Origin of the sequence: Agrobacterium sp. Ap1, from assembly GCF_017313375.1 — a bacterium.
GTDB lineage: Bacteria > Pseudomonadota > Alphaproteobacteria > Rhizobiales > Rhizobiaceae > Neorhizobium > Neorhizobium cellulosilyticum.
On sequence record NZ_JAFLMY010000031.1, the window covers coordinates 20426 to 31241 of the forward strand.

General features: G+C 58.6%; 15 protein-coding genes and 1 pseudogene. 3 read left to right on the forward strand and 13 right to left on the reverse strand.

The genetic code is table 11. The features are described 5' to 3' along the window. Positions 1-19: 19 nt before the first annotated feature. From ssuD to JZX87_RS28315, 6 genes are all read right to left on the reverse strand, one after another. Entirely contained in the window at positions 20-1189 is a 1170-nt protein-coding gene (gene ssuD / locus JZX87_RS28290) for an FMNH2-dependent alkanesulfonate monooxygenase (RefSeq protein WP_206829126.1), read from the reverse strand. 266 nt (positions 1190-1455) lie between these two features. Beyond that, positions 1456-1602 carry a hypothetical protein gene (locus JZX87_RS28295; protein ID WP_206829128.1) on the reverse strand — a complete coding sequence of 49 codons (147 nt, stop codon included), beginning with the start codon at positions 1600-1602 and terminating at the stop codon, positions 1456-1458. A gap of 14 nt (positions 1603-1616) precedes the next feature. After that, a complete protein-coding gene (locus tag JZX87_RS28300; RefSeq protein ID WP_206829129.1) occupies positions 1617-1811 on the reverse strand; it encodes a hypothetical protein in 195 nt (64 codons plus the stop codon). 207 nt (positions 1812-2018) lie between these two features. After that, positions 2019-2792 carry an ABC transporter ATP-binding protein gene (locus JZX87_RS28305; protein WP_206829130.1) on the reverse strand — a complete coding sequence of 258 codons (774 nt, stop codon included), beginning with the start codon at positions 2790-2792 and terminating at the stop codon, positions 2019-2021. After that, entirely contained in the window at positions 2792-3634 is an 843-nt protein-coding gene (locus tag JZX87_RS28310) for an ABC transporter permease subunit (RefSeq protein WP_206829132.1), read from the reverse strand. The genes JZX87_RS28305 and JZX87_RS28310 overlap by 1 nt, the downstream gene beginning before the upstream one ends. Positions 3635-3646: 12 nt before the next feature. Beyond that, positions 3647-4579: an aliphatic sulfonate ABC transporter substrate-binding protein gene (locus tag JZX87_RS28315; protein ID WP_286195147.1), complete on the reverse strand. Its 933-nt coding sequence runs from the start codon at positions 4577-4579 to the stop codon at positions 3647-3649. A gap of 234 nt (positions 4580-4813) precedes the next feature. On the opposite strand from JZX87_RS28315, the gene JZX87_RS28320 reads away from it, so the two are divergent. Beyond that, on the forward strand, positions 4814-6244 hold the full coding sequence (locus JZX87_RS28320; RefSeq protein ID WP_206829136.1) for an FAD/NAD(P)-binding protein: 1431 nt from the start codon (positions 4814-4816) through the stop codon (positions 6242-6244). Here JZX87_RS28320 and JZX87_RS28325 read toward each other — a convergent pair. The 4 genes and pseudogenes from JZX87_RS28325 to JZX87_RS28340 form a co-directional block, all read right to left on the reverse strand. Beyond that, entirely contained in the window at positions 6225-7544 is a 1320-nt protein-coding gene (locus tag JZX87_RS28325; protein ID WP_206829137.1) for an LLM class flavin-dependent oxidoreductase, read from the reverse strand. The genes JZX87_RS28320 and JZX87_RS28325 overlap by 20 nt on opposite strands. A gap of 301 nt (positions 7545-7845) precedes the next feature. Next, complete coding sequence (locus JZX87_RS31940) at positions 7846-8238, reverse strand: RBBP9/YdeN family alpha/beta hydrolase (protein ID WP_206829139.1); 393 nt, start codon at positions 8236-8238, stop codon at positions 7846-7848. 32 nt (positions 8239-8270) lie between these two features. Further along, positions 8271-8405 (reverse strand): annotated as a pseudogene (locus tag JZX87_RS31610) (ABC transporter permease); the annotation flags it as partial. Next, a complete protein-coding gene (locus JZX87_RS28340; RefSeq protein WP_206829140.1) occupies positions 8398-8826 on the reverse strand; it encodes a hypothetical protein in 429 nt (142 codons plus the stop codon). The pseudogene JZX87_RS31610 and the gene JZX87_RS28340, both read right to left, overlap by 8 nt. Between JZX87_RS28340 and JZX87_RS28345 the strand changes: the two genes are divergently transcribed. Then, positions 8801-9178, forward strand: coding sequence for a site-specific integrase (locus tag JZX87_RS28345; protein WP_206829142.1), 378 nt, complete (start codon positions 8801-8803; stop codon positions 9176-9178). The two genes, JZX87_RS28340 and JZX87_RS28345, sit on opposite strands and share 26 nt — an antisense overlap. Before the next feature lie 68 nt (positions 9179-9246). Next, complete coding sequence (locus JZX87_RS28350; RefSeq protein WP_206829144.1) at positions 9247-9417, forward strand: hypothetical protein; 171 nt, start codon at positions 9247-9249, stop codon at positions 9415-9417. 510 nt (positions 9418-9927) lie between these two features. Here JZX87_RS28350 and JZX87_RS28355 read toward each other — a convergent pair. The 3 genes from JZX87_RS28355 to JZX87_RS28365 form a co-directional block, all read right to left on the reverse strand. After that, entirely contained in the window at positions 9928-10182 is a 255-nt protein-coding gene (locus JZX87_RS28355; protein ID WP_183687587.1) for a DUF982 domain-containing protein, read from the reverse strand. Positions 10183-10280: 98 nt separating this feature from the next. Further along, positions 10281-10478 carry a hypothetical protein gene (locus JZX87_RS28360; protein WP_183687589.1) on the reverse strand — a complete coding sequence of 66 codons (198 nt, stop codon included), beginning with the start codon at positions 10476-10478 and terminating at the stop codon, positions 10281-10283. Then, positions 10478-10687, reverse strand: a complete 210-nt coding sequence (locus tag JZX87_RS28365; protein ID WP_183687591.1) for a hypothetical protein — start codon at positions 10685-10687, stop codon at positions 10478-10480. Before JZX87_RS28365 ends, JZX87_RS28360 begins: the two co-directional genes overlap by 1 nt. Positions 10688-10816 lie beyond the last annotated feature (129 nt).

Sequence of the window (10816 nt, forward strand, 5' to 3'; positions counted from 1 at the left end):
TGCCCCATTTCATCCGCTCTTACGAGCCGGATGCCACCTTGACGTTGCCACCATGGCCACCGCCGCCGAAGACGTGTTTCGCACCGAAGGACGAGCGAATCTGGTTGCGCGGGCCGGCAAGGCCGAGTTCGGGGAAAAGCAGTTCAGACACCCGGTAGGCCTCTTCCAGATGCGGATAGCCGGACGCGATCACCGTATCGATGCCAAGCTCCTGATATTCCCGAAGCCTCGCAGCAACCGTCTTGGGCGAACCGACCAGGGCCGTCCCCGCGCCCGAACGGACGAGCCCGACACCCGCCCACAGATTGGGAGAGACTTCCAGCTTGTCGCGCCGGCCGTTATGCAGCGCCACCATGCGCGCCTGGCCGACGCTGTCGGAATTCTTGGCGAAAACCTCCTGCGCGGCCGCAATGGTTTCATCGGAAAGCTTAGAGATAAGTCGATCGGCCGCCTCCCAGGCTTCCTCATCCGTTTCCCGAACGATGAAATGCAGGCGGATGCCGAAGGAGACCTCGCGCCCATGCAGCGCCGCGGCTTTACGCACCTTGGTGATCTTTTCCTCCACCTGGGCCGGCGGTTCGCCCCAAGTGAGATACTTGTCGATGATGCCGGCGGAAAAATCGATAGCCGCGTCGGAGGAACCGCCGAAATAGATGGGCGGGCGCGGCTGTTGCACCGGCGGTAGGCCGAGATCGGCATGATGCGCCTGGATATATTTGCCGTCGAGATGCGCATGGCCCGTCTCGATCAGCGAATTGAACACCTGGAAGAATTCGCCCGCATGCAGGTAGCGCTCGTCATGCGGCAGGAAGATCCCGTCACCGGCAAGTTCCTGCGCGCTTCCGCCTACGACGATATTAAGGAGAAGCCGGCCGCCGGAGACGCGGTCCAGAGTGGACGTCAGGCGGGCATAGTAAGCGGGAGACGCGACGCCGGGACGGATTGCGACCAGGAACTTGAGCTTTTCCGTATGGGCGGCGAGATCGGCCGCGAGGATGAAGGACTCCTCGCAGGCTGCGCCCGTCGGGATCAACACGCCGGAATAACCCAGCCGGTCGGCAGCTTTGGCGATCTCGCGGAAATAGCCCGGATCGGCGGGGCGATTGAGATCATCCGAACCGAGATACGCGCCATCTCCCGACGAGGGGATGAACCAGAGAAAATCAAGCGGCTGCCCGGCATTTGCCATGAGGTTTCGTCCTTCCCTTGGAGCTTGCCGCTCTCCGCGGAAGCGATTGGCTGCATGCGCCATCGACCAAGGATCGGCCGGGCACAGCAAGATTAAGAGACAGGCTAAGATCAGAGCGATAATTTCGATAGGATTGGACGACTAATCCTCGCCACTCCGGAAGAATTCCATTCCGGGTTGGGCCGACATGGCAACCGGCGTGTTGCGACCGCCTCAGACCGGGGACAGATCGCGTCCCCGTCGACGTGCGGCGCATCACGCGCCGCTTACAGGAAGATGAGCAAACCGGTGACGAAACCGAAAGCCCCGGTGATGGCGCAATGCGCCAGCCACCGTTCGAATTGAGCCAGACTAATCACCGGTTTGCGAAACACCCGGCCAAGCTCGGGTTGCCGCTCGAAAGCCAGGGCCATCGATCTCTCCCTCGTCAGTAACCGAAATGGAGGCTCCAGTAGAAGGCGACATTGTCGTCGCGTTCCACAACACCCTGCCTGCGGTCTTCCGCGGCCTTTTCCTGATACGACGCGGACGACCGCCGCGCCTCTTCCCTTGCATCCTCAACGACCTTGCGAAGCGGACCGAAAAGATCGAACCCGAAGATAGAAATGCCACCACCGATCATGACCGACCTCCGTTTCTTGGTATTTGTGGAGGTCCAGTTTCGCCGCAAACGCGTCGAATTCCAATATTCTCTACTAAAACCATGTACTAAATTGCGGACCGGCAGGAGATGAACATGCCCTTAATTCGGCGCCTCGGAAAAAGAGCGTCTTTGCAAGGAGAGAGCCTTCAAAAGCAGCAATTCCAGGCTCCCGGCAGAAGATAAGGCTCACCGAGAAACTGCGAGACCTTCGCGCGCCGTCTCGTGCCGTCCTGCCAGCGACCGATCGAGCGATGCCCGTACTTTGCGTCGATAGTGCTCGACATCGCCGTCCTCGCCATCGCGCGGGAGCGGTAGATCGATGGCAATCTCTTCCAAGATCCGTCCGGACCAGGGCTGCATCACCACGACGCGGTGGGCAAGCGCCACGGCCTCATCGATATCATGCGTGACGATGATGATCGTCGGCCGGCTTTCGCGCCAGATCTCCAGAAGATGATTCTGCAGTGCAGCGCGGGTCAGCGCGTCGAGCGCCGAGAAAGGCTCGTCGAGAAGCAGTACTTCCGGCCTTGTCACCAATGCTCTCGCAATCGCCACGCGCTGCGCCTGCCCGCCGGACAATTCCTTCGGCAACCGGTTCTCGTATCCGGTCAGGTGAACCTGTTCCAGCACCGCATTCGTGCGCCGGTCGCGTTCTGCGGCCGAAAGATGCGTGAGGCCGAAGCGGATATTGTCGCCGACCGTCAACCAGGGCAGAAGGCGCGGTTCCTGGAAGATCAGGTTGATCAACGGATGCGGCGCCTGCACGACATCGCCATTGATCGTCACCTCGCCGCGCGTCGGTCTCTCCAGTCCGCTTGCAAGCCTGAGCAACGTGCTCTTGCCGCAGCCAGAACCGCCGATGACGGCAACGATTTCGCCGGCCGGCACGTCGAGGGTGAAACCGCCAAGCGCCTGTACCCCGTTGCTGAACGTCTTCGACAACCCATTCAGCGATAACATCAGATGCCTTCCCGCTTGAAATTATCCTGCCAGGCAATCAGCGGCTTGGTCGCAAAGACCAGCAACCCATCGGAAAGCTTGCCGATGATGGCAAAGACGATGATCGCCGCGACGATCTGGTCGGGCTTGCCCAACTGCTGGCCGTCGACCAGGAGATAGCCCAGCCCCTCGGATGCGCCCATGAACTCGGCGGCAACGACGAACATCCAGCCAAGACCGAGGCCGGAGCGCAGCGAGACGATGAAGGCCGGCAGAACGGCCGGAAACATGATCCGACGCACCAGTTCGAAACCAGACAGCCGGAATATCCGGCCCACTTCGACGATCTTGCGGTCAACCGACAAAAGCGCCGTCGACACGCCGAGATAGACCGGGAAGAACACGCCGGTTGCGATCAGCACGATCTTCGATGTCTCGAAAATCCCGAACCAAAGAATGAAAAGGGGAACCCAGGCAATCGACGGAATGGCCCGCAGTGCCTGGAGCGTAGGATCAACCACCTGCCGGGCAAAGCCGAAAAAACCCGTGACGCTGCCAAGCACCGCGCCCGCAAGCGAGCCCGCAAGGAAACCCAGAAGAACCCGCAGGGAGGTCGACGAGACGTGCTGGTAAAGTTCGCCTGCCTGCGCAAGCTGCCAAAGCGTAGAAAGAATCCGTGACGGCGGCGGCACGAGCCGGCCAGACGCAAGGCCTAATGACACGGCCACCTGCCAGAGAAGGAAGCCACCGAGCGGTAGCGCCAATGCCAGGCCGAGCCGCTTCAAAAGGCCGAACCGGGCGGGCACGGCATTGCCGCGGGTTTCCCGCGGCAGCCGGTCTGTCAGAATGTCGGTCGTGGTCACGGCCTGCCCCTCTTACTGGACAAGAGCTTCGCCGAAGCTCGGATCGATCAGTTCACCCGTCACCTTGGCGATATCCGCATCGGCAGGCAGAACGCCGGCCTGCTGCAGGGCAAGCCCGGCCTTGAGGATCGTGTCGCGCTGCTCGTCGCCGATGCGGGATTTGCTGATATCGGTCCGCTCCAGCTGCTTGGTGATGACCGCATCGGGCAGCTTGGCGGCTTCGATAAGGGCGACCTTCAAAGCCGCCGGATCGGCCAACGCCTGCTTACGGGCCTGCTCATAGACGCGGAGCACCCGCTTGACGACGTCCGGGTGGTCCTTGGCGAAGGTTTCGGTCGTGTTCAGCACGCCCCAGGTATTGTTCTCGGGCTTGCGATAGAAGAGCTGCGCGCCGTCCTCCACTTCGGCCGCCGCCATCAGCGGATCGAGCCCTGCCCAGGCATCGACATCACCGCGGGTCAGCGCCAGCCGACCATCGGCGTGCTGCAGCAGGACGAATTTCACATCACCATCCTTCAACCCGGCATCGGCCAGCGCGCGCACGAGGAAGATATGCGGATCAGTGCCGCGGGTAACCGCGACCGACTTGCCCTTGAGATCCGCGACGCTCTTGATCGGGGAATCCTTGCCGGCCACCAGCGCCGTCCATTCGGGGCGGGAATAGACATAGATGGACTTGACCGGATTGCCGTTGACGCGTGCGATCAGGGCCGCGGCTCCCGCCGTCGAGCCGAAATCGATCGAGCCGGCATTGAGAAATTCGAGCGCCTTGTTGGAACCGGCGGACTGCACCCAGCGGATCTTGATCCCGTCCTTGTCGAATTCCTTCTCGAGCAGCCCTTCCTTTTTGAGCAACAGGCCCACCGGATTATAGGTTGCCCAGTCGATACGGATTTCGGAAAGATCGGCAGCCGAAGCCTGCGTCGCCGCAAGGCTGAACCCCATCCCCATAATGGCGGCGACAGCCGCAAGCTTTGCAATGATCGATCGCATGCTAAATTCCTCTCCACCAATGATCAGGCACCACCAACCACTTGGCGATTGTCAAAAGCCTAAGCGTCGATCAGGTAAAGGATAAGCAAAGCCTTTCCATTGTCGGATTACTCTATGGAATTTATAGCTTTGATGAAGCTGTTATGCCGACCCAAAGTTCCGCCAGTCCAATTGAAGCGTTGAGCCGTGACCCATTCTTCATCCCGCCCATCATCAGCCGGTTCCGCAAAGACGGTCATCGCCATCATAGGCGGCGGCGTCACTGGTGCTGCGGTCGCCTATCATCTTGCCCAGCATGAAAGAACGCCAGACCCAGATATCGTGATATTCGAACCCCGCGAGAGGATCGGCAAGGGACTGGCCTATGATACGGCCGATCCCGTCCACCGGATCAACGTGCCGGCAGCACGGATGAGCCTCCTGCCCGATGATCCAGATCACTTCACTCGATGGCTTGAGGCAGCCGACATCCTGTGTGATGACGCCGAAGCGATCCGCCCAGATGGCTCAGTCTTTCCGCGACGCGGCGTTTTCGGCGACTACGTTTTTTCCTGCGTGCGTCCGCTGCTTGAAACCGGTAGAATCAGGCATGTGCGCTCGGCCGCGAGTACCGTAGAGAAAATCGACGGACGCTGGCATGTCGTCAGCGATAACGGTGAGACTGTCGATGCCGACATACTCGTCATCGCGACCACACATCCGGCACCTGCACCACCCCGCCGGCTTGCGAGCGCCCTTGCGGGACATCCCCGTTTCGTTGCTAACCCGACCGCAGCCGTAGCATTGGCTCCGATCCGACAAGGCGATCGCGTTCTTGTCGTCGGCAACGGCCTGACGTCCGCCGATGTGATTGCCTCGCTGAAGCAACGCGGCCATAGGGGCAGGATCTCCGCCGTATCGCGGCGCGGGCTGCGTTCGCGTGGGCACGCAGCGGTCACGCAAGAACCCTACGGCGACTTCTTGTCATCGCCGGAAACGCGCGCTGCGAGACTTGTCATGCGCATCCGAAAGGCCATCCGCGATGCCGCGAAAGAAGGGCTGACCTGGCATGCGGTGCTGGATCAGGTGCGAGCTCAGGGCAGTGGTCTGTGGTCGGCACTTTCCACGGCAGAACGGCGCCGGATCGTTCGCCATTTGCGTCCCTACTGGGACGTGCATCGTTTCCGCATCGCGCCCCAGGTGGAAGAAGTGCTCGATCATGAAATTGCGACAGGCATGCTCGAAATCCTGGCCGGATCGATTGAAGGGGCGGAAATCGTCGATGACGTGATCCGGATCGTTATCAGGCCTCGCGGTGGCGATGGCATGGAGCAACATGAGTTCGATGCTGTGGTGGTGACGACCGGCCCCGCCCATAGTCAGCTTCTTTCGAGCCAGGACTGGCTTTGGCGCCTTTCCGAAGCAGGACATATCAAGATCGACGCAACCGGCCTCGGCCTCGACTGCGACCGCGACGCCCTCGCTATCGGGAAAGCGGGCGCGGCCAGCCAAAGCTTGTTCATTGCAGGCCCGCTTGCACGCGGACAATTCGGCGAGCTGATGGGCTTCCCGCAGGTTCCTGAACACGCCAAGTTTGTCGCAACATGCATTGAAGCAATCATTCAAAGTTCCGGTTAACAGGGCGTGGCAAGCCGAGGTGGTCCCGAAGCGTCGTTCCATCATAATCTTGTCGAAACAGCCCGCGCGCCTGTAGCTCCGGAATGAGTTGCTCTGTGACATCGTCCAGCCCTTGGGGAAGATAGGGGAAGACGACGGTAAAGCCATCCGACGCCCCCTGCGCCAGCCAGGCCTCCATCTCGTCCGCGATGGTTTTTGGCGTTCCAACGAAGGCGAGGCCGGCATATCCTCCATAGCGTTGCGCAAGCTGGCGAACCGTCAAATTTTCCTCGGTGGCCAACCGCAATGCCTGCGCCCGCCCGGTCTTGCTGGCGTTGGTATCCGGAATAGCCGGCAAGGGACCGTCAGGATCGAGGGTCGATACATCATGTCCGAGGGCTATCGAGAGTGATGCAATCGCGCTGTCGTAGTGAACGAAGCTATCGAGCCTGGATCGCTTTGCCTTGGCCTCCTCGACCGTGTCGCCGATGACGATGAGGGCCGCGGGAAGGATTTTCATATGCTCGGGCGCGCGACCGAAGGCTGGCATTCGCCCCTTGATGTCGGCGTAAAGTGCTTTGGCAGCGGCGAGATCGCGCGGCGAACAGAAGACGAGTTCGGCGGTTTCGGCAGCAAGCTGACGACCGGGCTCGGATTGTCCCGCCTGCACGATGACCGGCCAGCCCTGAACGGGCCGGGCGATGTTGAGCGGGCCGCGCACGCTGAGCTCGTCACCCTTGTGGTCGAGAACATGCATTTTCGCTGGATCAAAGAAGATCCCGCTTTCCTGATCGCGGATAAAGGCGTCGTCCGCGAAGCTGTCCCAAAGGCCTGTGACGACCTCGTAGAATTCCTTCGCCCTCTTGTATCGCTCACCGTGTTCGACGTGCTCATCCAAGCCGAAATTACGCGCCGAATCCGGATTGGAGGTGGTGACTATATTCCAGGCGGCGCGGCCGTTGCTGATATGGTCCAGCGAAGCGAAGCGCCGGGCGACATGATAGGGCTCGTCGAACGTGGTTGACGCCGTGGCCGCAAGACCGATTTTTTCCGTGACTGCGGCGAGCGCCGAAAGAAGTGTGAACGGCTCAAACGAGGTGACCGTATGGCTGCGCTTCAGCGCCTCCACCGGCATATTGAGGACCGCCAGATGATCGGCCATGAAGAATGCATCGAATTTCGCCGCCTCCAGCTTCAGTATAAACGACCGAATATGACCGAAATTAAAGTTGGCATCAGGATAGGAGCCAGGATAACGCCACGCTCCCGTATGGAGACTGACGGGACGCATGAACGCGGTTAGATGCATTGATTTTGCCATTTGTTACGCCTCTTGGGTGTCGATAGGGGATGATGAAAGTTCAGAACCTAATCGCGGTCTAAGTTCATCACCGTTGGGTGCAACAGCCGGGGAACTTTCGCAGCGAGCACGCAACCAGTTTGCGAATAGCGTATCTGGGTGCGGGCTGAATTTGAGATAGTCATTCTCTCTCAGCATGTGAAGAAATCTCCATGTCGATTTAAGCCTGGCCGATGGTGTTCTTCCCCGCATCGTTCGGATGGATCCTCAGCGGGACGCTCTAGATGAGACAGTGGATCGGGAGTTGAAACATACCGCTCCGTCAACACGAGCGAAGGTCGCTCATCGGTTGGAACTGGTCCTTTGTACTGACCGGCCGCGCCCTGGCAACGCTCGCTAATTGATCCAAGAGACGATAACCGCCCGTCCACCGACCATAACCACTTGCGATATTGATATGACCTGCGAGGCCCAGATTGTGGACGGGTAGGTTCCATGACTGCCCGAGTTGTGCGAGTTCATCGATTGGCATGTAGAGGTCGTTGAGGCTGCCGACAATCAGGCTTGGACATCTCGGCGCCCCGACCGGAGCTTGCCCAAAATCGATCATCCCTGGATGGAGGTCTTCGGTCAGCTTTGGGTCGCAAGGCGCGACAAGCAAAGCTGCCCTTATTCTTTTTGCGGCAGGGCGCGCCCCGAGTTTGGCGACGACCAAGCAGCCGAGATTGTGGGCGACAATGTAAGCCTACCGCCACGCGCAGTTGCGACAAGCGCCAAACCAAGCGGCAATCCGATCGCTAGAGAAATAAGGCCGGATGCAAAAGTCATCATCAGCGTTTCCACGATGGCGCTGATGAACAGATCGATCAGAACATCAGACATAACCAAGCATCACCACTCGTGCGCCCGCAGCAATCAGTTTGCGTTTAAGATCGCCTGCTAACTCGCCCTCCGTTGTGGGAACTGCGATGAAGAAGCGCGCCACAGGTGTCGCCCGTATATGCTCGATCCCTCCTTCGATCAGTCGGGCGCCGCGCGAAAAGCCGACCGCGAGATCAGCGAAAAATTGATGCTGTGCGTACTCGCCGGCCACATCAATCGGAAGAACGGCCTCACGGCCCGATTCTGCGTGGATCGCGCTCGCGATATATTCTGGTAACTGGGCCCGAATACCGGCAAGCAGACTTTTGGTGATTGCCTGTTTCGGATCCGAAAATAACGTCGGTGAAAACTCCCTGCGAACGCGCGTCAAATCTGGTGGAGATAGGCATAGAGATTTGCCGATCGTCACCGCCGAAGGCATCGCCATCCTGAAGAAGTACACGAACGGATTTCCCAAGTTTCAGGACGACAAAGGTCCATCACGCATCAACAAGATTTTCAGCCCGTTCTTCACCACGGTCACACCGGGCAAGTCATTCTATTCAGCGCGTCACCGCATGGATGACCTGCTGAAAATCAGCGGCGTCGATCTCGGCATCAAGGCGTCGATCAGCGGTCGCAGCCTTGGTGGTCACCTCCACTATTACGGCAAGTCCGGCAACGCATACACCCTCAAGCAGAAGAAGGAGGCTATCGAAAAGGCTCTAGCAGCCGCACCAATCAAAAAAGAACAAGAGAACGAAAAGACTAATCCACCAACCTCGAAACCATGACCAACGTGAGGCTTTGAGAGCCATCTTTATATGATGAAGCGTCATCGTTTCCTTCCAAAGGAAATGAAATGTCTTCTAACATTGAAACGCTCGTCTACGACCGAAAAGCCCGTGACGAATTCTTCGCGAACTACGACAAGCTGATCAAGTGGTGCAAGGACTTCGGCTTCCTGAAAGCCGCTATGGACCACGCCCAAAACAAGAAGAGGCTGATCGAGCACGTTAGCTTGCTCGACTAAATAGAGACGTATGTGTCTCCTGCATACTGAGGGTTCGGCGGCTTCCGCTTCCGGACCCTTTTGCGTTGAGGGAACCAATCGCTACAACCGCCGTTCTTTGGCTACCGGTCTGTTTTGTCCCCTCTCAGATTGGCTATCCTCACCCCGCTGCGCTCTGCAGTGGGGTTTTCTTTTGCCGATGGAACTCGGTCGAGATCGCGCGGTTAGGCATGCATCGGTAATCATTGCTACCTACCGATCTCCAAGGCCCCTTGCCGTTGTCCCCCTCCGGCAGGGGGTTCCTGTCTTTAGATAGCCCGCTCCATTGCCGTGGTCGGGCTGTGGTACTCCCTGTCGCTGACCTCTACATCGGCGGCAGGGGTATCAGCCAAAAAAGTTGCTTAGCGAACGGAACCCCGAACAACAATCTCAGTTCGCTAAAGCGACAGTCATTCTAACGCAATGACTGTTCGGTGCCTCTCTGCCGCGCACCTCTCTCACCCCGCGCGGCAGAGAGCACTCCCCCGTAAATCAAGCGAGAACGTAAGCTTCGATCGCTGCGGATATGAACGCCTCCCGCGCAACTTCAGTCGGCACAGACCCTTGCGCTGCTTCTTTGCAGACGTTCATCGCGCGGCGATAGTGATCACCGCGTTCATGAGGCCACCGGTTTTGCAGATAATGCATCGCGTCAGACGCACTTTCGACTGGCTCCGATGAGCCGTGACCAATTCGCACGAGTACAGGCGCGCGCCATGGAGCGCTCGCGAGGATATCGACAGCCATGATTTGCTCCTATACTGCCGTCTTGCTCTTATTTTTAAGCAGATGCCGAATATTTGGGCGAATAGTGCGACTTGTCAAGAAACATGAGTGAATAACAGCTAAATTAGCCTAAGCCGGTTACCCGGAAGCAATTCGATTTGCTTCTTGCTCTCAGGATAATACAACGCGTTCAAAATCCGGTCTTGGCTGTACCCTGCTCCGATCATCGGAATACCGATGTCGAAGATGCTGATCGGCGTATCCGGCTTCGCGTTAAGCGCCCGCAACTGCTCAAGGACAGCTTCGATCGCCTCCATCACCGATCACGCTCAAACGATGGCGTCCAGCCACCAGCGGCACCATGGCTCAGATACAAGCTTGCCGTTTCCAGTTCAGCGCAAAGATGTTCAGCATCTGCAACCACTGACCTAAGTGCCGCCAATGCGTTTCCGCCGAACGCATCAAGGATCATCTGAGCCTTGTCGATGTCGGCTTCAGCTTTTTCGATCTTCACAGCAGCAGACATAACAGCCTCCAAAATAGGATTATGTTCCTGTTATGTTCTTATCGCGCGACGGAGTCAACATCGATTAAGGCAATCACATGTAAGCTATTGCAACTTCTCGCATCTTTTCGCTTACCCCAAACCTCTGGT

Bases quoted from the DNA above. Each gene is read 5' to 3' on its own strand.
- JZX87_RS28295 (WP_206829128.1), bottom strand. From the start codon at position 1,602: ATGGCCCTGGCTTTCGAGCGGCAACCCGAGCTTGGCCGGGTGTTTCGC.
- JZX87_RS28315 (WP_286195147.1), bottom strand. From the start codon at position 4,579: ATGGGGTTCAGCCTTGCGGCGACGCAGGCTTCGGCTGCCGATCTTTCC.
- JZX87_RS28360 (WP_183687589.1), bottom strand. From the start codon at position 10,478: ATGGAGGCGATCGAAGCTGTCCTTGAGCAGTTGCGGGCGCTTAACGCG.
- JZX87_RS28325 (WP_206829137.1), bottom strand. From the start codon at position 7,544: ATGGCAAAATCAATGCATCTAACCGCGTTCATGCGTCCCGTCAGTCTC.
- JZX87_RS28305 (WP_206829130.1), bottom strand. From the start codon at position 2,792: ATGTTATCGCTGAATGGGTTGTCGAAGACGTTCAGCAACGGGGTACAG.
- JZX87_RS28365 (WP_183687591.1), bottom strand. From the start codon at position 10,687: ATGTCTGCTGCTGTGAAGATCGAAAAAGCTGAAGCCGACATCGACAAG.
- JZX87_RS28355 (WP_183687587.1), bottom strand. From the start codon at position 10,182: ATGGCTGTCGATATCCTCGCGAGCGCTCCATGGCGCGCGCCTGTACTC.
- JZX87_RS28350 (WP_206829144.1), top strand. From the start codon at position 9,247: ATGTCTTCTAACATTGAAACGCTCGTCTACGACCGAAAAGCCCGTGAC.
- JZX87_RS28340 (WP_206829140.1), bottom strand. From the start codon at position 8,826: ATGCCTTCGGCGGTGACGATCGGCAAATCTCTATGCCTATCTCCACCA.
- JZX87_RS28300 (WP_206829129.1), bottom strand. From the start codon at position 1,811: ATGATCGGTGGTGGCATTTCTATCTTCGGGTTCGATCTTTTCGGTCCG.
- ssuD (WP_206829126.1), bottom strand. From the start codon at position 1,189: ATGGCAAATGCCGGGCAGCCGCTTGATTTTCTCTGGTTCATCCCCTCG.